At 71.0% G+C, this 19,943-nt stretch carries 18 protein-coding genes; 9 read left to right on the top strand and 9 right to left on the bottom strand.

The genetic code is table 11. The features are described 5' to 3' along the window. Positions 1–91: 91 nt before the first annotated feature. Both CTZ28_RS02930 and CTZ28_RS02935 read right to left on the bottom strand, forming a co-directional pair. Positions 92–1,531 (bottom strand): NAD(P)H-hydrate dehydratase, encoded by a 1,440-nt coding sequence (locus tag CTZ28_RS02930; protein WP_121887574.1) that lies wholly within the window; start codon positions 1,529–1,531, stop codon positions 92–94. 62 nt (positions 1,532–1,593) lie between these two features. Beyond that, complete coding sequence (locus tag CTZ28_RS02935) at positions 1,594–1,965, bottom strand: holo-ACP synthase (protein ID WP_121887646.1); 372 nt, start codon at positions 1,963–1,965, stop codon at positions 1,594–1,596. A 204-nt stretch (positions 1,966–2,169) separates the two neighbouring features. Between CTZ28_RS02935 and CTZ28_RS02940 the strand changes: the two genes are divergently transcribed. Then, the gene (locus CTZ28_RS02940) at positions 2,170–2,484 is read left to right on the top strand and encodes a hypothetical protein (protein WP_121887575.1); all 315 of its coding nucleotides are present in this window, start codon (positions 2,170–2,172) and stop codon (positions 2,482–2,484) included. A gap of 55 nt (positions 2,485–2,539) precedes the next feature. Here the strand turns inward: CTZ28_RS02940 and glmS are convergent, their stop codons facing one another. After that, positions 2,540–4,387, bottom strand: a complete 1,848-nt coding sequence (gene glmS, locus CTZ28_RS02945) for a glutamine--fructose-6-phosphate transaminase (isomerizing) (protein ID WP_121887576.1) — start codon at positions 4,385–4,387, stop codon at positions 2,540–2,542. Between the two features lie 199 nt (positions 4,388–4,586). Here glmS and coaA point away from each other — a divergent pair, with 199 nt between their 5' ends. Next, positions 4,587–5,555, top strand: coding sequence for a type I pantothenate kinase (gene coaA / locus CTZ28_RS02950; protein WP_183154227.1), 969 nt, complete (start codon positions 4,587–4,589; stop codon positions 5,553–5,555). 16 nt (positions 5,556–5,571) lie between these two features. After that, positions 5,572–6,510, top strand: a complete 939-nt coding sequence (locus tag CTZ28_RS02955) for a DUF389 domain-containing protein (protein WP_121887578.1) — start codon at positions 5,572–5,574, stop codon at positions 6,508–6,510. A gap of 223 nt (positions 6,511–6,733) precedes the next feature. Here the strand turns inward: CTZ28_RS02955 and glmM are convergent, their stop codons facing one another. The 3 genes from glmM to rplM all read right to left on the bottom strand — a co-directional run bounded on the left by glmM (position 6,734) and on the right by rplM (position 9,316). Beyond that, positions 6,734–8,092: a phosphoglucosamine mutase gene (gene glmM, locus CTZ28_RS02960; protein ID WP_121887579.1), complete on the bottom strand. Its 1,359-nt coding sequence runs from the start codon at positions 8,090–8,092 to the stop codon at positions 6,734–6,736. Between the two features lie 225 nt (positions 8,093–8,317). Then, positions 8,318–8,830, bottom strand: coding sequence for a 30S ribosomal protein S9 (rpsI, locus tag CTZ28_RS02965; protein ID WP_111005365.1), 513 nt, complete (start codon positions 8,828–8,830; stop codon positions 8,318–8,320). 42 nt (positions 8,831–8,872) lie between these two features. Next, positions 8,873–9,316, bottom strand: coding sequence for a 50S ribosomal protein L13 (gene rplM / locus CTZ28_RS02970; RefSeq protein WP_121887580.1), 444 nt, complete (start codon positions 9,314–9,316; stop codon positions 8,873–8,875). A 324-nt stretch (positions 9,317–9,640) separates the two neighbouring features. On the opposite strand from rplM, the gene CTZ28_RS02975 reads away from it, so the two are divergent. The 6 genes from CTZ28_RS02975 (at position 9,641) to CTZ28_RS03000 (ending at position 18,080) form a co-directional block, all read left to right on the top strand. Continuing rightward, on the top strand, positions 9,641–10,528 hold the full coding sequence (locus tag CTZ28_RS02975; RefSeq protein ID WP_121887581.1) for a hypothetical protein: 888 nt from the start codon (positions 9,641–9,643) through the stop codon (positions 10,526–10,528). A gap of 22 nt (positions 10,529–10,550) precedes the next feature. Further along, positions 10,551–11,924, top strand: a complete 1,374-nt coding sequence (locus CTZ28_RS02980; protein WP_121887582.1) for a glycoside hydrolase family 26 protein — start codon at positions 10,551–10,553, stop codon at positions 11,922–11,924. Positions 11,925–12,205: 281 nt separating this feature from the next. Next, positions 12,206–13,657 (top strand): glycosyltransferase family 2 protein, encoded by a 1,452-nt coding sequence (locus CTZ28_RS02985; RefSeq protein WP_121887583.1) that lies wholly within the window; start codon positions 12,206–12,208, stop codon positions 13,655–13,657. Positions 13,658–13,693: 36 nt separating this feature from the next. Then, positions 13,694–14,902 (top strand): glycoside hydrolase family 113, encoded by a 1,209-nt coding sequence (locus CTZ28_RS02990; RefSeq protein ID WP_259471429.1) that lies wholly within the window; start codon positions 13,694–13,696, stop codon positions 14,900–14,902. A gap of 14 nt (positions 14,903–14,916) precedes the next feature. After that, on the top strand, positions 14,917–16,017 hold the full coding sequence (gene manB / locus CTZ28_RS02995; RefSeq protein WP_121887648.1) for a mannose-1-phosphate guanylyltransferase: 1,101 nt from the start codon (positions 14,917–14,919) through the stop codon (positions 16,015–16,017). A 35-nt stretch (positions 16,018–16,052) separates the two neighbouring features. Continuing rightward, positions 16,053–18,080 (top strand): acyltransferase family protein, encoded by a 2,028-nt coding sequence (locus CTZ28_RS03000; protein WP_259471430.1) that lies wholly within the window; start codon positions 16,053–16,055, stop codon positions 18,078–18,080. On the opposite strand, the gene truA is transcribed toward CTZ28_RS03000, so the two are convergent. The 3 genes from truA to CTZ28_RS03015 all read right to left on the bottom strand — a co-directional run. Next, positions 18,058–18,927 carry a tRNA pseudouridine(38-40) synthase TruA gene (gene truA / locus CTZ28_RS03005; protein WP_121887585.1) on the bottom strand — a complete coding sequence of 290 codons (870 nt, stop codon included), beginning with the start codon at positions 18,925–18,927 and terminating at the stop codon, positions 18,058–18,060. The genes CTZ28_RS03000 and truA overlap by 23 nt on opposite strands. 74 nt (positions 18,928–19,001) lie before the next feature. Continuing rightward, positions 19,002–19,532 (bottom strand): 50S ribosomal protein L17, encoded by a 531-nt coding sequence (rplQ, locus tag CTZ28_RS03010; protein ID WP_121887586.1) that lies wholly within the window; start codon positions 19,530–19,532, stop codon positions 19,002–19,004. Positions 19,533–19,701: 169 nt separating this feature from the next. Beyond that, positions 19,702–19,943 (bottom strand): DNA-directed RNA polymerase subunit alpha C-terminal domain-containing protein (locus tag CTZ28_RS03015; protein WP_310887586.1); only part of this gene is annotated, 242 nt, incomplete at its 5' end.

The raw sequence follows: 19,943 nt of genomic DNA on the forward strand, positions 1-19,943 counted from the left end.
CGGTCGCGCGCCCCCTACGGACCACCGGTCGCGTCCGGCGGGTACGCGCCCCGCACACGCACCCCCTGTCCGGCGTGTCGGTCAGGGGCCGCTAACCGGCCTCCGCCCGCACATCCCGCCAGGCCCGTGGGATCGCCCCCGCCACGTCGTGCGCCCCCGCCGGCGCACCGTCCGCCGCGAACCGGCCCGCCAGCCCGTGCAGATACGCGGCCACGCTGCCCGCGTCCCGGGCGGAGAGCCCCGAGGCCAGCAGGGATCCCGCGAGCCCGGACAGCACGTCCCCGCTGCCCGCGGTGGCCAGCCAGGCCGTGCCCGTCGCGTTGACGCGTACGGTGCCGCCGTCCGGGTCGGCGACCAGCGTGGTCGAGCCCTTGAGCAGGACGGTGGCGCCGTACCGCGCGGCCAGTTCGCGCACCGCCGGCAGCCGCGCCCCCTCGACCTCCTCGCGGTCCACGCCCAGCAGCGCGGCGGCCTCCCCGGCGTGCGGGGTCATCAGGGTCGGCGCGGTGCGGGCCCGTACCGCGTCCCGGTCGGCGAGCCGCAGCCCGTCCGCGTCGATGAGCACCGGCACGTCCTCCCCGACCACCTCCGCGACGGTCCCGGCGTCGTCCCCGGCGCCGGGACCGGTGACCCAGGCCTGCACCCGCCCCGCCTTGTGCGGGCCCTGGTCGGAGACCAGGGTCTCGGGGAAGCGGGCGATGACGGCATCCCCGGCGGGCCCGACGTACCGCACGGCCCCGGCGCCGCCGCGCAGCGCGCCCGACACGGCGAGCACGGCGGCCCCCGGATAGCGCGCCGACCCGGCCGCGATCCCGACGACCCCGCGCCGGTACTTGTCGCTCTCCGCCCCGGGCACCGGCAGCAGCCGGGCCACGTCCGCGTGCTGCAGGGCCGCCAGTTCCGGCTCGGCGGGCAGGTCGAGCCCGATCTCGACGAGCCGCACGGAACCGGCGTGCTCGCGGGCGGGGTCGATCAGCAGCCCGGGCTTGTGCGTCCCGAAGGTCACGGTGAGGTCGGCGCGGACCGCGGCCCCCAGCACCTGGCCGGTGTCCGCCTCGACCCCGCTCGGCAGATCGACGGCGACGACGGCGGCGCGGGACCGCTCGGCGACGGCGGCCAGGGCCGCGGCGTCGGGCCGCAGCCCGCCCCGGCCGCCGATCCCGACGATGCCGTCGACGACGAGGTCGGCCCGCTCGATCGCCGCCTCGCCGCCGCCCGGCGCGGCCACGGTGCCGCCCGCGCGGCGCAGTGCGGCGAGTCCTGCGGGGTGGGTGCGGTCGGCCGCGAGCAGTACGGCCGTCACCCCCGCACCCCGTCGCGCGAGCCGCGCCCCGGCGTACAGGGCGTCACCCCCGTTGTCCCCGCTGCCCACCAGCAGCACGACCCGGCTGCCGTAGACGCGTCCGAGCAACTGGGCGCAGGCGGCCGCCAGTCCGGCGGCGGCACGCTGCATGAGCGCCCCCTCCGGCAACCGCGCCATGAGGTCACGCTCGGCGGCCCGCACCGTCTCCACGCTGTACGCAGTACGCATGGGTCCGAGTCTGCCCCGGATGCCCCCGCGCCCGCACCCGCGCCACATGGGGCGGCGGGCCGTCACCCCTCCGCGATCACCACCGCCGACGCCACCCCCGCGTCGTGGCTGAGCGAGACGTGCCAGGACTTCACGCCGAGTTGGGCGGCCCGGGCCGCGACCGTCCCCGTCACCCGCAGCCGGGGCTGCCCGCTGTCCTCCACGTACACCTCGGCGTCCGTCCAGTGCAGGCCGGACGGGGCACCGAGCGCCTTGGCCAGGGCCTCCTTGGCGGCGAAACGCACGGCGAGCGAGGCCGCACCCCGGCGCTCACCGCTCGGCAGCAGCAACTCGCTCTCCAGGAAGAGCCGTCCGACCAGCCCGGGCGTCCGCTCCAGCGAAGCCTCGAACCGTTCGATCTCAGCCACATCGATCCCAACCCCGACAATGCCCATGCCGAGCACCCTACGGCGAACAGCCCCCACAACAGCGCCCTGAGCCAACCAGCCCAGCGTCACCCCCGCCTCGGGCTCCACACCCTGGACGGCCAGAACACACCCAGTTGGTCCTGGGGCCCGACACCGTTCCGCGGATCTCCGACGAGTCGGACGTGGCGAGGCAGGCCATACTGGGGCCGCTGATGGAGGGAACTGGAGAAGATGGTCGTCACGTTCTTCCCCGGCAGGGGCACGGTCTTTGAAGAGGCATTCCTGGACGGCCAGGCCGAGGGCCAAGCGGCTGGGTTGGCCGAGGGTCAAGCCGCTGGACTGGCCGAGGGTCAGGCGAAGGGGGTGCTGCGGATCCTGGAGGTGCGCGGGATTCCCCTCTCTGACGAGGTGCGCGAGCACATCACCGGCTGCACCGACCTCGCCCGTCTCGACGACTGGCTCGACCGGGCGGGCACGGTCGAGCGCGCGGAGGACCTGTTCAGCGAGACCCCGGCGGCAACGCAGGAGACCCCCACCCCGGAATGAACCGCCCGCGCCGGCCGGGGTCTTCGCGAGTTCCACGGAGTCGGGCTGCGGCTGGCTACTCCACTGTCACCGACTTTGCCAGGTTTCTTGGTTGGTCCACCTCGTTGCCGCGGGCCGTTGCGAGTTCGCAGGCGAAGACCTGGAGCGGGACCGTCGCCACCACCGGCTGGAGCAGGGTCGGTGTCGCCGGGATGCGGATCAGGTGGTCGGCGTACGGGGCCACCGCCTCGTCGCCCTCCTCCGCGATCACGATCGTCCGCGCGCCCCTCGCCCGGATCTCCTGGATGTTGGACACGATCTTGTCGTGCAGCACCGACCGCGCCTGCGGCGACGGCACGACGACCACCACCGGCAGATCCTCCTCGATCAGCGCGATCGGCCCGTGCTTCAACTCCCCGGCCGCGAAGCCCTCGGCGTGCATGTACGCCAGTTCCTTCAGCTTCAGCGCGCCCTCCAGCGCCACCGGGTACCCCACGTGCCGCCCCAGGAAGAGCACCGTGTCCTTCGAGGCGAGCGTGCGCGCCAGCGCCCGCACCGGTTCCATCGTCTCCAGGACCCGCTCGACCGCCCCGGCGATCCGCGACAGATCTCGGATGACCGCCCCGATCTCGTCACCCCACTTGGTGCCCCGCACCTGGGCCAGATACAGGGCGACCAGATAACACGCCACCAACTGCGTGAGGAACGCCTTCGTGGAGGCGACCGCCACCTCCGGCCCGGCGTGGGTGTACAGCGCCGCGTCCGACTCACGCGGAATCGTCGAACCGTTGGTGTTGCAGATCGCCAGCACCTTGGACCCCTGCTCACGGGCGTGCCGCAGCGCCATCAGGGTGTCCATGGTCTCGCCGGACTGGGAGATGGCGATGACCAGCGTCCGGTGGCCGAGGATCGGGTCCCGGTAGCGGAACTCACTGGCCAGCTCCACCTCGCACGGGATCCGCGTCCAGTGCTCGATGGCGTACTTGGCGATCAGACCCGCGTGGAACGCCGTACCGCACGCGATGATGACGACCTTGTCCACCTCGCGCAGTTCACCCGCGCCGATCCGGACCTCGTCCAGACTCAGCGAGCCGGCCGCGTCGATGCGGCCCAGCAGCGTGTCGGCGACCGCCTTGGGCTGCTCGGCGATCTCCTTGAGCATGAAGTAGTCATAGCCCCCCTTTTCCGCGGCCGAAGCGTCCCAGTCCACGTGGTACGACCTGACCTCCGCCGGGCGGCCGTCGAAGCCCGTCACCGTGACGCCGTCCCGGCGCAGTTCCACCACCTGGTCCTGACCCAGCTCGATCGCCGACCGCGTATGGGCGATGAACGCGGCGACGTCCGAGGCGAGAAAGGCCTCGCCCTCTCCAACGCCCACCACGAGCGGCGAGTTCCGCCGCGCGCCGACCACCACGTCCGGATCGTCCGCGTGCACCGCCACCAGAGTGAACGCGCCCGTCAGCCGCCGGCACACCAGCCGCATCGCCTCGGCGAGATCGGCGGTCGCCGAGAACTCCTCGGCCAGCAGGTGCGCGACCACCTCGGTGTCGGTCTCGGAGGCGAGGTCGTGGCCCCGTTCGGTCAGCTCGGCGCGCAGCACCGCGAAGTTCTCGATGATCCCGTTGTGCACGACCGCGACCCGCCCCGCGTTGTCCAGGTGCGGATGCGCGTTCGCGTCCGTGGGCGCGCCGTGGGTGGCCCACCGGGTGTGACCGATGCCCGTGGTCCCCGCCGGCAACGGCCGTTCGACGAGCGCCTTCTCCAGGTTGACCAGCTTCCCGGCCCGCTTCGCCGCGGCGAGCCCGCCGTCCGCGGGCACGGCGACGCCCGCCGAGTCGTACCCCCGGTACTCCAGCCGCTTCAGTCCGGCCATGACGACATCAAGCGCCGCTTGCGCCCCCACATATCCCACGATTCCGCACATGGGGCGCAGCCTACGGGCCGAAGCCCGCGCGAAACCGGCACCGCGTGCCCGAAATCGGAAATTCCCACCGTCGTACGACCGCCCGCCCCCGGACGCCCCTCCCGCACCCGCCCGGAGCATGGGCCGTACGTGACCCACCCCACCCGCCGCCGTGTTGAAACTCCGTTAACAATGGACTGTGATCTCTCCGGTCTCCCCGATGCCCCGGAGCGCCCACCGGCACAGGCCGGAGGCGACTCCCTACGTCGACCTCACCCGCGCCGAGTGGAGCGCGCTGCGCGACAAGACGCCGCTGCCGCTCACCGCCGAGGAGGTCGAGAAGCTGCGCGGCCTCGGCGATGTCATCGACCTCGACGAGGTGCGCGACATCTACCTCCCGCTGTCCCGGCTGCTCAACCTGTACGTCGGCGCCACGGACGGGCTCCGAAACGCCCTCAACACCTTCCTCGGCGAGCAGGGTTCGCAGTCCGGCACACCGTTCGTCATAGGCGTCGCCGGCTCGGTGGCCGTGGGCAAGTCCACCGTCGCCCGCCTCCTCCAGGCGCTGTTGTCCCGCTGGCCGGAACACCCGCGGGTCGAACTGGTCACCACGGACGGCTTCCTGCTCCCCACCAAGGAGCTGGAGGTGCGCGGCCTGATGTCCCGCAAGGGCTTCCCGGAGTCGTACGACCGCCGCGCCCTCATCCGCTTCGTCGCCGACATCAAGGCCGGCAAGGACGAGGTCACCGCCCCCGTCTACTCCCACCTGATCTACGACATCGTGCCCGGCGAGCGGCTCACCGTCCGCCGCCCGGACATCCTCATCGTGGAGGGCCTGAACGTCCTCCAGCAGGCCGTGCCCGGCACGGACGGCCGCACCCGGGTCGGTCTCGCCGACTACTTCGACTTCAGCGTGTACGTCGACGCGAGCGCCGAGGACATCGAACGCTGGTACCTCAGCCGCTTCCGCAAGCTGCGCGCCACCGCCTTCCAGGACCCGTCCTCGTACTTCCGCAAGTACACCCAGGTCGCCGAGGAAGAAGCCCTGGACTACGCCCGCCTGCTCTGGCGGACCATCAACAAGCCCAATCTGGTGGAGAACATCGCCCCGACCCGCGGTCGCGCCACCCTCATCCTGCGCAAGGGCCCGGATCACAAGGTACAGCGGCTGCGGCTGCGCAAACTGTGACCGTTACCCTGCCGCCATGCTGCACCTCCGGCTGATCGCCCCGCCCGACACGACCGACGACGTGGTCCGCCTCATCGAACGGACCGTCGGCACCACGCATCTCGTGGTGCTGCCCGGCGCCGCGCGCAATCCCGTCGGGGACGTCGTCATGTGCGACGTGGCGCGGGAGGCGGGCGACGAGCTGCTGACCGCGCTGCGGGCGGCGGGCCTCGAGGAGACCGGGTCGATCGCCGTCGAGAACATCGACCTGACCCTGTCCCGGCGGGCCGACAAGGCCGAGGAGGAAGCGCCGGGCGAGGGCGCGGACGCGGTGCTGTGGGAGCACCTCGCCGAGGCGACCCACGAGGAGTCGACGCTCACCGTCACCTATGTCGCGTTCCTCGCCGTCGCCACGATGCTCGCCGCCTGCGGTGTGATGCTGGACAACGCGATCCTGATCGTGGGCGCGATGGCCGTCGGCCCGGAGTTCGGACCGCTCGCGGGGATCTCGACGGCGCTGGTCCAGCGGGCGCCGCACCTGGTGTGGCGGTCGCTGTGGGCGCTGCTCGCCGGGTTCGCCGTCGCGATGGTGCTGACGGCCGGTTTCAGTGAGCTGATGAATGTGCTCGGGCTGTTCGAGAGGTCGATGGTGGAGGCGGCCCGGCCGAACACCTCGTTCATCTGGAAGCCGGACGCGATGTCGTTCGTGGTGGCGTTCCTGGCCGGCGTCGCCGGCACCCTGTCGCTCACGTCCGCCAAGTCGGGCGCGCTGATCGGCGTGGCGATCTCCGTGACCACGGTCCCGGCGGCCGCGAACGCCGCGGTGGCGTTCAGCTACTCGGACTACTCGCAGACCTGGGGTTCCGTCTGGCAGCTGCTGGCCAACCTGGGCGGGATCGTGCTCGCGGGCGTGCTCACGCTGCTCGCCCAGAAGCTGTTCTGGGCGAGGCAGCGACGACGCCCGACGTCCGGCTGAGCGCCCGGCCGGCCCCCGACCGGCCACGCCACTGCCCGCGCGCCCGGCAGCCCTCCGCACCCTCACGCAACCGGGGGCGCCCACGCTTCCACCGGACGCCCCGACTCCCCGTCGGCCTCCCTGGCCTCCCGCCCGGACCACACCACTGTCCGACGCCCCGACGCCCCGACGCCCCGACGCCCCGGCCAGCCCCTCCGGTCTTCCGGCCGGCCGGGCCGCCCGGCTACCCGAGCGCCGACTTCACCGCGTCGGCGAGCCGGCTGGCGACGGACCGGGCCTGGTCGATGTCCGCCGCCTCGACCATCACCCGGACCAGCGGCTCGGTGCCCGAGGGGCGCAGCAGCACCCGCCCGGTGGATCCCAGCTCCCGCTCCGCCTCGGCGACCGCGGCGGCCAGGTCCGCGGAGGTCTTCACCCGGGACTTGTCCACGTCCGGCACATTGATCAGGACCTGGGGCAGCCGCTCCATGACCGATGCGAGATCCCGCAGCGTACGGCCGGTCTCGGCGACCCGTGCGGCCAGCAGCAGCCCGGTCAGCGTGCCGTCGCCGGTGGTGGCGTGGTCGAGGATGATGACGTGCCCGGACTGCTCGCCGCCGAGGGCGAAGCCGTGCTCCTTCATCTCCTCCAGGACATAGCGGTCGCCGACCGCGGTCTGTACGAGGTGGATGCCCTCGCGTTCCATGGCCAGCTTGAAGCCCAGATTCGACATCACGGTCGCGACGACGGTGTCGGAGCGCAGTGCGGAACGCTCCCGCATCGCCAGCGCGAGCACGGACAGAATCTGGTCGCCGTCGACCTCCTCGCCGGTGTGGTCCACGGCCAGGCAGCGGTCGGCGTCGCCGTCGTGCGCGATGCCGAGGTCGGCGCCGTGCTCGACGACGGCGGCCTTCAGCTGGTCCAGGTGGGTGGAGCCGCAGCCGTCGTTGATGTTGAGCCCGTCCGGCTCGGCGCCGATGGTGACGATCTGCGCTCCGGCCCGGGAGAAGGCCTCCGGTGAGACACCGGCGGCGGCGCCGTGCGCCTCGTCGAGGACGATCTTCAGTCCGTCGAGCCGGTTCGGCAGCACACCGAGGAGGTGGGCGACGTACTGCTCGACCCCTTCGCCGTAGGTCCGCACCCGGCCCACGCCCGCTCCGGTGGGGCGGTCCCAGGGGGCGCCCGTGCGGTGCTCCTCGTAGACGCCCTCGATCCGGTCCTCCAGCTCGTCGGCGAGCTTGTGGCCGCCGCGGGCGAAGAACTTGATGCCGTTGTCGGGCATGGCGTTGTGGCTTGCGGAGAGCATGACACCGAGGTCGGCCCCGAGGGCGCCGGTCAGATGCGCCACCGCGGGCGTCGGCAGCACACCGACCCGCAGCACGTCCACGCCCGCGCTCGCCAGGCCCGCGACCACCGCGGCCTCCAGGAACTCCCCGGACGCGCGCGGGTCCCGGCCGACCACTGCCGTCGGCTTGTGGCCCGCGAAGCTGCCCGCCTCGGCCAGCACATGCGCCGCCGCGACGGAGAGGCCGAGCGCCATCTCGGCCGTCAGATCCGCGTTGGCGACGCCGCGCACGCCGTCCGTGCCGAAGAGTCGTCCCACTTGTCCTCCTGAGGAAGCGTCAGTTTCGGAAGCCGTAGGGCAGGCGATGGTTCGTCGCCGGTTCGGTGCGGCTCCGCATCCCAGGCAGCACGCACCTGGGCATCCGATCGCACAAGCCTTTGAGCGTCTTGTGCCGTTATACGCCCTTGGCCTGTGATATACGAACGCCCCGGCGGCACTGTGGCGTGCCGCCGGGGCGTTCGGAGTACGAGCAGGCAGCTGAGATCAGCGCTTGCTGTACTGCGGAGCCTTGCGGGCCTTCTTCAGACCGGCCTTCTTGCGCTCGACCGCACGGTCGTCACGACGCAGGAAGCCGGCCTTCTTCAGCGGACCGCGGTTGTTGTCGACGTCGGCCTCGTTCAGCGCACGGGCGACACCGAGACGGAGCGCACCGGCCTGACCGGAGACACCGCCGCCCGCGATGCGGGCGACGACGTCGTAACGGCCTTCCAGCTCCAGAACCTTGAACGGCTCGTTGACTTCCTGCTGGTGCACCTTGTTCGGGAAGTAGTCCTCGAGGGTGCGGCCGTTGATCTTCCACTTGCCGGAGCCCGGAACGATCCGGACCCGGGCGATGGCGTTCTTGCGGCGGCCCAGGCCGGCGGCCGGCTGCGGCTCGCCGAAGCGGGAGGCCAGGGACTCCGAGGTGTACTCGCCCTCGACGGGGACCTCGGACTCGGTGGTGTAGCTGTCGATGTCAAGCTCTTCGAGCGGCTGCTCGGCAGTGGTCTCGGCCACGATTCTCCTCAGATTCTCTTCGGTCTTAGGGGGTGGCCGGACTTACTGCGCGACCTGGGTGATCTCGAACGGCACCGGCTGCTGCGCGCCGTGCGGGTGCTGGTCACCCTTGTAGACCTTCAGCTTCGAGAGCATCTGACGGCCCAGGGAGTTCTTGGGGAGCATGCCCTTGACGGCCTTCTCGACGGCCTTCTCGGGGTTCTTGTCGAGCAGCTCGTCGTAACGGACGGAGCGCAGACCACCCGGGTAGCCGGAGTGGCGGTACGCCATCTTCTGGGTCCGCTTGTTGCCGGAGAGGTGCACCTTGTCGGCGTTGATGATGATGACGAAGTCACCGGTGTCGACGTGAGGGGCGTAGATCGGCTTGTGCTTGCCCCGGAGGAGGGTGGCGGCAGTTGTGGCCAGACGGCCCAGGACAACGTCCTGAGCGTCGATGACGTGCCACTGACGCGTCACATCGCCGGGCTTGGGGCTGTACGTACGCACGGTTCGTAGCCTTCGCTTCTTCAGTGAATGGTCCTGACAAGGTCACCGAAGACGATCACGACAGCCCTGACTGCACTGCGGTGACGCAAACCGCGTGCTGGTCGCTGGTCATCGGCCCGGAGACCGGTGTAAGGGCCCGTCCCGTGAGAATGAGCAAGCCAATACACAACGAACATGCAGGATACCGGGGTGCCGGGTACGGGTCAAAACGAGTGGCCTGCGACACCTCGGGCTGCGGAGATGCGCCACCCTGCGCCGATAGGTCCCCTATCGCCGCCGGCGCAGGCGCACCGGCACGCCCGGTCCCCGTCTAGGATGCGCCCCATGAGTTATGGGCAGGGGGGACCCCAGTCCCAGTGGGATCCGTGGAAACCGCATTCTCAGCAGCCCTGGGACAGCGGCGGCAGCCAGACCCCGGACTGGGCCGCTCTGGCAGAGGCCTCGGAGACCCGGAACAAGCGTCGCAGACTGCTGTTCATCGGTGGCGGCGCGGTCGCCACCGTGGCGGTCGGCGCTGCCGTGGCCATGGCCGTGGTCTCGGCGAACGGCGACAACGGCGACAACGACGCCTCGGGCCGGCCCGCCGACCTGCCCGCGAGCGCCTCCCTGCCGAGCGACTCCGGCGCGCCCGCGCCGTCCTTCGACCCGACCAGCGCGCCGCCGCCGCTGGATCCCAAGGACTTCATATCCAGCGCGAAGAAGGACACGGCGCCGCTCAGCGCCGAGACCCTCTTCCCCGGCACCCAGCTGACCATGGGCGAGACCGTGTACAAGAAGGGCGCCACCGCCGAAACCGGGGACTGCGCCTCGGCAGCCGGCGGCACCCTGCCCAAGGTCCTCGACACGGCCGGCTGCACCCGTCTGCTGCGCGTCAGCTACCTCAGGGACGGGGTCGCGGTCACCGTCGGCGTCGCCGTCTTCGAGACCGAGGCGAAGGCCACCGAGGCGAAGGGCCGGACCGACAAGAAGGGCATCGTGAAGTCGCTCGCGGGCAAGGGCGTCGCGGCCTTCTGCGACTCGGCGATCTGCCGCTCGACGACCAACTCCTACGGCCGTTACGCCTACTTCACCATCGCCGGCTTCACCGACGGCAAGGACGTGACGACCAAGGACACCAAGGTCTTCTCGACCGGGGACGACCTGGCGGAGTTCACCTTCCGGCAGATCCGCCGCCGCGGCGAGGCCCAGGCGTCGGCCGCGGCCGGCGAGTGACGCATGACACCGGCGTGACCCCTTGGACCTGGACAGACGGGCCCGGGTACGGCTGATAGGAGCTGCGGCCGGCGCGGCCCTGCTGGCTCCGCTGGGCGTATGGGCCCGGCCCGGAACGGAGGGGGCGGCGGACGGTCCCCGGCTCGTACCCACCGATCTGCGCGGGCGTGACCCCGCGGCGGCCCCTGCCGCGCGCCGCGTCTACGCGCTGCTGGCCGGGCTGGAGAACGACGCCCGCCGCGGCCGGCCGAGCCGCACCGTGATCGGCCAGCACGTGGAGCTGCAGAACGAGCGGTACAACGCGCGGTACGGCGACTACCGGGGCACCAAACAACCGGGCTACTACTACCGCAAGGCCCACGACATCACCGGGCGGCTGCCCGGCTTCGTGGAGCTCGACCTGGGCCCCGGCTACGGGCAGCCCGGCTGGGCGGTGGGCGAGGCCCGCTCCTACTCCGCGGCCTGGCCGTCCTGCCGCCGCTCCTGGGGGTACGTGGAGGACGCCGTGGACCTCGCCGTCGGCGTGTGGGCGGGGCTGCCGCGGGCGGCCGACGGCTCCTACCGGCCCTCCGGCACGCACCGGGAGTGCGCGTCCGGCGCCGAGGTGGCCCTGCCGCACAACGGGGGCCGCCCGGCGGGCCTGGTCGGCTTCTCCTTCCACCAGCCCTACCCGGGCAGCCCCGTCAAGGGCTTCCCGCAGACGCTGCACCGCAACTCCCCCGGCGCCGCGGACCCCGGCTGGTTCGGCCGGGTGACCGCCGAGGGCAGCCCCGAGCACCGGGACCTCCTGCACGACCTCGCCTTCCTCGCGGACCACCTGGGCTACCTGGCCGGCCGCGGGGTCCCGGTGCTGCTGCGGCCGTACCACGAGATGAACACGGCACCGGGGCGCGGTTTCTGGTGGGCGGGGCAGGAACCGGCCGCGTTCCGCAGGCTGTGGCGGCTGACGTACGACTACCTCGTGCGCCGTCGCGGCCTGCACAACCTGATCTTCGTCTGGTCGCCGAACTCCTGGGACGGGACGTACGGGCGCGAGCCCGAGGCGTACTACCCGGGCGGCCGCTACGTCGACGTCGTCGGCGTCGACGACTACAGCGACACCCCGGCCAGGCCCTTCGGCGAGGGCGCCTGGACCGAGGTCTGGTACCGCGGCCTGGAGGCGTACCGCAGGCCGCGGATCGTCGCCGAGTCCTTCCACGTCCCGCTCAACGCGGCGCAGCCGCGGACCCTGGCGCGGACGCCGTGGGTGCTGTGGACCGTGTGGGGCCAGGCGCTGACGTACGACAACGTCCTGGCACCGCGGCAGAAGAACACCACGGCGGATGTGAAGCGGACCTACGGCTCGCCCGGAGTGCTCACGGGCGGACAGCCGATGCGGGCCGCGAGCACCGGCTAGAAACCGCCGCCCCATGCGTCACTCTGTGAAGTTCTGATGTCGCGTTCCTCACAACTGTTCCTTACTCCATGCATATATGCGACACTCGATTTTCTGTTCGGTCGGTGGTTCTGAGCCCGGGGGGGCTTGTGAGGGCCCACTGACCGAGGCGCCATGAAGGCGTTGAGGGGGGATGGAACCCGGAACAAGCCCATCGTCGCGGTGCGCTCACGCCTGCCGTGACGGAGATCCGTCGATGCCTCAACGCGCCACCGATCTCACGGGAAGTCCTGTTGCCTGTCATGACATCGACTCTGGTCGAGAGTGACCCTTCGTTCTCGCGCCAGGGCGCGAAGCTCGCGAAGCGCACGGCCGCCTGGAAGCCGGGTGTCCTCCCGTTCCTGCTGCCCTTTGTCCTGCTGGTCTTCTTCGGCCTGTGGAGCTACCGGCCCAGCTCCACCCTGCTGAGCTGGATACTCACCGTCGTCTGGTCCCTTCCCGTGGCAGGTGTGCTGGTCGGCGTCCAGGGCGCGCTGCTGATCCGCCGCCGGGTCCGCCGCAGCGACCGGATGACCCCGCCCGCCCCGGCCGCCCAGGACTTCCTGATCGTCCTGTGCCCGACCATCGGCCGCCACGACACCTACCCGGCGCTGGAACGTTCCGTCCTGTCCTATGTCGAGCACCTGCCCGACTGGTTCCCGTACCTGCGGGTCGACATCCTCACCGAGGAGGGCTGCGAGGCGGCCGAGAAGATCGACCGGCTCGCCGACTCCCACCCCCTGATCCGGGTCATCACCGTCCCGAAGGACTACACCCCGGCGAACGGCACCCGCTTCAAGGCCCGCGCCAACCACTACGCCCATGAGCTGCGCATCGAGGAGGGCGAGGCCCTCGACTACGTGTGGGTCCTCCACATGGACGACGACACGGGCGTCGGCCCCGACACCGCGACCTCGCTCGCCCAGTTCATCAACCGCCAGCGCCGCGCCCACCCCGACGAGGCCAAGCACATGGCGCAGGGCATCCTGACCTACCCCCGCGAGAACGCGGTCAGCCTCTTCACCTGGCTCGCCGACGCCGTACGCCCCGCGGACGACATCGCCCGCTTCCGCGCGCTGACCGGCATGGGCACCCCCGCGGCCGGTGTGCACGGCGAGCTGCTCGTGCTGCGCGCCTCCATCGAGGCGGAGATCGGCTGGGACTTCGGCCCCAAGGAGATCGTCGAGGACGCCCGGCTCGCGCTGACCTTCTGCCGCAAGTACCCCGGCCGCAGCGACTGGTTCAACGGCCGCTGCTACGGCGCTTCCCCCGCCAACGCGCGCGACTTCGTCAAGCAGCGCGAGCGGTGGGCCTGGGGCCTGGTCGCCCTGTGCTTCAACCGCCAGGTGCCGCTGCGCTACCGCTGGTTCCTGTCGGTCTGCGTGGCCACCTGGGTCCTCGGCCCGCTCCAGCACATCGGCGCCGTCCTGCTCGTCGGCTGGCTGGTCAACGACATGAACACCTCGCCCGCGACCCAGTCCGTCGTCATCCTGTGGGCCCTGAACTTCGCCTACGTCATCTGGACCTACTGGGAGGGGCTGCGGCTGAACGCGCTCGCCTCCGTCAGCGGGCGGCGCAAGTGGTGGGAGCCGATCGCCGTGGTCGCGCTCATCCCCGTCTTCTCGGTGCTGGAGGGCCTCGGCGGCCTGCGCGGCTTCACGAAGTTCGCCCGGCGCGAGGAGAACAAGTTCGTCGTGATCGCCAAGCCCGCCTGACCTTCGGCCGAGACGGAAGACAGAAAACACCTGACCATGCGCTCACGCCTGCCCCTGCTCGCCCTCTTCCCGGTGACCGTCCTCACCGTCGTCCTCGGTACCCCCTTCCTCTTCGGCGACCACCCGGTGCGCTGGGAGGCGGGCTCGGCCCTGCCCAGGCTCGTCCTGGACGATTCCCCCGAGGACTCCCCCAGCCCGTCCGAGCGGCCCACGGACGCGACAGAGCCCTCGCCCCTGCGGGTCGCCGAGCCCTGGAAGGCCGGCAAACCCCAGTGGGGCGTCCAGATCTACTGGGAGGAGGAGCCGCAGGAACGTTCCGACGAGTTCATCGAGAAACAGGCCGAGAAGCAGGCCGCGTACCTGGTCGGCCTCGGCGCGAACTCCGTGTCGATCTCCTTCCCCTTCTTCACCGAGAACCCCACCTCCGACACCGTCGCGGCCCGCGCCAAGACCCCCTCACCCGAGCGCCTCCGGCGCGTCCTGCGGGTCTTCGAGAAGGCGGGCTTCCGCACCACGATCCGCCCGGTCATGGACGAGACGGCCCTTGTCAGAACGGGCGACTGGCGCGGCAACATCGTGCCCGCCTCGGACTCCGCCTGGTTCACCTCGTACGAGAAGCTGCTCACCCCCTACCTGGAGATCGCCGAGGCCGAGAAGGCGAACACCTTCGTGATCGCCACCGAGCTGAGCTCCATGGAGGGCAAGCCGGGCTGGGAGAAGCTCGTCGCATCCGCCGAGAAGACGTTCTCCGGCGAGATCTCCTACGACGCCAACTGGGACACCTACGTCTCCGGCCGGATCGACATGCCGGTCAGCCACCTCGGCGTCGACGCCTACTTCCCCGTCGAGGTCGCGGACAACGCCCCCGTGAAGACCCTGGTCGCCGGGTGGCACGACTGGCTCGACAAGAAGGCCACCGGCCCCCTCCCGAAGATCACCATCGCCGAGGCCGGCATCGGCGCGATGAAGGGCGCCTACCACGCCCCCGGCGACTTCTACGCCCGCAGGGCCGTCAACCCCGAGGTGCAGGCCAACTGGTACACGGCCGTCTGCCAGGTCGTCCAGGAGCGCCGGATGAGCGGCGTCTACTGGTGGTCGATCCACTTCGACGACGACCCCAACACGCCGCCGGACGACAAGACCGCCTCCCGGCTCGACTTCGCCGGCCGCCCCCTCACCGAACGGGCGATCAAGACCTGTTTCTCCTCGGGCTACGCGGGCCCCGGGACCGACACCGCCAACTGACCAGCGAGGCAGCCATGCGAGAAGCCATCATCCTGGTGGGCGGCAAGGGAACCCGCCTGCGCCCCCTCACCAACCACACCCCGAAGCCGCTCCTCGGCGTCGCGGGCACCTCGTTCATCCGCCACCAGGTGGCCAAGCTCATGGACGCGGGCGTCCAGCACCTGGTGTTCGCCACCTCCTACCTCGCCTCCCTCTTCGAGGACGAGTTCCGGGACTTCTCCGGGGACCTGGCGATCTCCTATGCCGTCGAAGCGGTCCCCCTGGGCACGGGCGGCGCGATCCGCAACGCCGGAAAGCGGCTGCGCGGCGGCTCACCCGACGCGCCGGTGCTGATCCTGAACGGCGACATCCTCTCCGGCGCCGACCTGCGGGACGCCGTACGACAGCACGAGGCGCGGGACGCCGACGTGACCCTGCACCTCACCCGGGTCGACGACCCGCGCGCCTACGGCCTGGTGCCCACCGACGCCGACGGCCGGGTGCTGGCGTTCCTGGAGAAGCCGAAGACACCGGAGGAGTGCGTCACCGACCAGATCAACGCGGGCTGCTACGTCTTCCGCCGCTCGGTCCTGGAAGCCATCCCCGCCGACCGGGAGGTCTCGGTCGAGCAGGAGACCTTCCCGCAGCTCGTCGCGGCCGGCGCTCGCGTCCACGGCCACGCCACCGACGACTACTGGCGCGATCTCGGCACCCCGCTGGCCTTCGTCCACGGCTCCGCCGACCTCGTCACCGGCAGGGCGACCTCGCCGCTCGTCGGCCCGCCCGCCGAGGCCCTGATCCACCCCACGGCCACGATCGACCCCACCGCCCGTGTCACGGGCGGCTCCACCGTCGGCCCGAACGCCGTCGTCGGCGCCCACGCCGTCGTCGACCGCTCCATCATCGGCGAGCGCGTCACCGTCGCCGAGGGCACCCGGATCCACGAGTCGGTCGTCGACCACGACTCCTCGATCGGCCGCGAGTCGCTCCTCCGCCAGGTCGTCGTGGGCTGCCACTCCCATGTCGGCGCGCAGAACGAGCTGCCCGCCCAGCTGCGGCTGTCGTGCGGCATCCGCATTCCCGCCCAAGGGGTGCGCGTCAGCGGAACGGCTGCCGCCTGCCTGACGGCCCACTGAAGTCGCCGGCCCGACCGCACAGTTACTGGAGAACCGTGACCAGCCATCGCTCACCGGCCGTGCAGGCAGAGCGCCTTCGCAAGTACCGGCCCGACATCCAGGGCCTGCGTGCCATCGCCATCCTGATGGTCGTCAGCATGCACTGCGGCATCCTCGACATCCACGGCGGCGTGGACGTCAGCTTCGTGCTCAGCGGCTTCCTCATCGGCAGCCAGCTCCTCGCCGAGATCGACAAGACCGGCAAGGTGTCCCTGACCAAGTTCTGGGCCCGCCGCTTCCGCCGCCTCGCCCCCGGCGCCGCCTTCGTCATCGTCGTCGTAGGCATCCTGTCCTGGTTCTACGCGAGCCCCTTCCGCTTCCGCGAGTACATGGACGACGGGCTCGCCGCCTCCGTGAGCCTCATCAACTGGCGGCTGGCCGAGAACGGCACCGACTACTTCGCGAACGACGGCTCCCAGTCCCCGTACCAGCACTTCTGGTCGCTCGGCATCGAGGAGCAGTTCTATCTGGCCGCTCCGCTTCTGCTGGTCGCCGTGGCCTGGCTCAGCCGTCTCGTCCTGCGCAACCGCGTCCTGGTGGGCATCGTCCTCCTGGCCGTCGTGGGCGGCTCTTTCTACCTGGGCTACACCCAGACGACCTCGAACCAGCCCCTGGCCTACTTCGGCACCCACGCCCGCATCTGGGAACTCGCCTCCGGCGTCCTGCTCGCCCTGTGGGCACCGTTCCTCTCCCGCATGCCCCGGGGCCTCGCGGCGGCCGTCTCCTGGCTGGGCCTGGGCACGGTCGTCGTCACGGGCCTGCTCATCACCGAGCACACCCCCCTGCCGGGCTACGCCGTGGCCGGCCCCGTGCTCGGCGCCTCGCTGATCATGGCCGGCGGCTGCGCCAACCCCCGCCTCGGCGCGGAGCGGCTCCTGGACAACCCCGTCTTCGACTTCATCGGCAAGGTCAGCTACGGCTGGTACCTGTGGCACTGGCCCCTGCTGATCCTCTGGCCCCACATCATCGACTGGGAGTTCGGCCACTCCGACCGCTTCCGGGTCGCGGTCCTCTCCTTCCTTCTGTCCATCGCGACCCACTTCGTGGTGGAGAAGCGCTTCCGGGACAACGTGAAGCTCGTCGTACGCCCGTGGCGAGGCATCCTCACCGGCGGCACCCTCACCGCCACCTCCGCCGCCGCCATGGTGATCGCCCTCCAGGTCCCCCTCAACCTCTCCTTCGGCACCGCCGGCACCGCCGCCGCCCTCACCGGCTTCGACGGCACCCGATCCGTCGAACAGGCGGTCAGCGAGCGCAACGCCCCCAGGATCAGCGAGAGCGCGCTCCTGAGATCCCCCGACGACCGAGGCGACCACGGCTGCATCGACCAGCTCCTGGTCACCGCTTTCACACCGCACGACGAGTGCGTCATAGGCGACACGAAGTCGGACAGGACCCTGGTCCTGATGGGCGACTCCCACGCCTACCAGTGGGGCAACGCCTTCGACGCCCTCGGCCGCGAGCTGCACGTCAAGGTCGTCACCGTCATCAAGAGCGGCTGCTCCCCCGAGGCCTACAAGATCACCCGCGAGGACCTCGGCCGCGAGTACACCGAGTGCACCACCTGGCGCAGGTCCGCCCTCTCCTACATCAAGAAGCTCAAGCCCGATGTCGTCGCCGTCGCCAACCGCGTCCAGTGGACCACCACCCGCAAGGGCGCAGAGGAGACCTTCAAGACGCTCCAGAAGACTGGCGCGGACCTGGTCTACCTGACCGACACTCCGAAGCCGGCGTTCAGCGTCCCGGACTGCCTCGCCGAGAACTCCAGCAATCCCGGCATGTGCACCCTGAAGTCGGAAGCCGCCGTCGACCTCGCCGACTTCCGCATCCTGGAACGTCAGGTGGCCGAGGAACACGGCGCCGACGTCATCAACACCCTCCCCGCCTTCTGCGCCGACGGCTACTGCCCCGCCGTCATCGGCGGACACGTCGTCTACTGGGACAACAGCCATATGACCGGCGGCTACGCCACCTCGCTGGCCCCGTTCCTGAAGCCGACCTTCAAGAGGATCCTGTCCGGCTGACCCCGTGCACCACCCCGCGCACCCGGCGGGCCTGCGACTGCCGCTCCGCGAGCAACTCGTCCGCCGGGTAAGCGACTTCCTCCAGGGTCAGCCCATGAGGCCGTACGACGTGTACGGCGCTGTCGCGCACCCCGGCATCGAGCACCTTCCGGGGCCACTCCACCCCGCGGTGCCCGTCGCCCACGAACAGCAGCGCGCCCACCATGGACCGCACCTGGTTGTGGCAGAAGGCGTCGGCCCTGACCTCGATCTCCACGATGCCGTCCGTCCGCCGGCGCACCCCGAAGGCGAGGATCTCGCGGACCGTCGTCGCCCCCTCGCGCCGCTTCGCGTACGCCGCGAAGTCGTGCTCCCCGATCAGGGACTTCGCAGCGGCGTCCATCACGGCGACGTCCAACGCCCAGTCGTGCCAGAGCACATGGCCCCGCAGCAGCGGATCCACCCCGCCCGGCCGGTCCCCGACCCGGTAGACATAGCGGCGCCACAGCGCGGCGAACCGCGCGTCGAACCCGGCCGGCGCCTCGGTGAGCGCCCACACCCGTATGTCCTTCGGCAACCGCCCGGCGAGCCGCCTCAGCAGCTTCTCCCGGTGCTCCGCCCACAGCCCCGCGGGCAGGTCCACATGGGCCACCTGGCCGCGCGCGTGCACCCCGGCGTCCGTCCGCCCGGCCACGGTCAGCTCGTGCGTGGTGTCCCCGGACCGGGTGACGGTCCGCAGCGCGTCCTCGATCTCCCCCTGCACGGTCCGGCGTCCCCCGGCCTGCTTGGCCCACCCGGAGAAGTCGGTGCCGTCGTAGGACAGATCGAGGCGCACCCGTACACGACCGGGCAGTACTTCGTCACTCACCCCTAGATCCTCTCAGGTACGCGAAAGCGGGCCCGCCCCGAAGGGTGGACCCGCTTCCGGCGTCAGGCGGAGCCTCAGGCGTCCTTCGACTCCTCGGCAGCGGCCTCCTCGGCCGGCTTGGCGTCCTCGACGGCCTCGACGGCCTCGTCGGACTTGGCCTCGACGGCCTCCTCCTTCTTGAGGGCGTCTTCCTTGACCGCACGCTTGGTGGCGGCCTCCGCCTCACCGGTCGCCTGCTGGGCGACGGTCAGCGACTCGACCAGCTCGATGACGGCCATGGGCGCGTTGTCGCCACGGCGGTTACCGATCTTGGTGATGCGGGTGTAGCCACCGGGGCGGTTCTCGTAGCGCGGGCCGATCTCGGTGAAGAGCGTGTGGACGATGCCCTTGTCCGTGATGACCTGGAGCACCTGACGGCGGTTGTGAAGGTCGCCCTTCTTCGCCTTGGTGATCAGACGCTCCGCGTACGGGCGCAGGCGGCGGGCCTTCGCCTCGGTGGTGGTGATACGACCGTGCTCGAAGAGGCTCTTCGCCAGGTTGGCGAGGAGCAGCTTCTCGTGCGCGGCACTGCCGCCCAGACGGGCACCCTTGGTGGGCTTCGGCATGTTCTTCTCCTGTGTCTCTGCCCCGGCCGTGTCAGGTACCGAAGTCAGTATCCGAGCGAGCGGTTGCCCGTCGGAGATCCGGGCGCCCGTTCAGGCACCCGGAGGGTCCACGCGCCCCCCGAAGGGACGCGGGGAACCGCGCGACCGGCCACAAGGACCGGCAGCCGAATCAGTACTGCTCGGTCTCCACGAAACCGGCATCCGCGTCGTCATCGGCACCGAACGCGTCGGCCGCAGCGGTCGGGTCGAATCCGGGCGGGCTGTCCTTCAGAGCCAGGCCCATTCCGGCCAGCTTCGCCTTGACCTCGTCGATCGACTTCGCACCGAAGTTGCGGATGTCGAGCAGGTCGGCCTCGGAGCGCGCCAGGAGCTCACCCACGGAGTGGACGCCCTCACGCTTGAGGCAGTTGT

The sequence above is a fragment of the Streptomyces shenzhenensis genome, assembly GCF_003688995.1.
GTDB classification, from domain to species: domain Bacteria; phylum Actinomycetota; class Actinomycetes; order Streptomycetales; family Streptomycetaceae; genus Streptomyces; species Streptomyces shenzhenensis_A.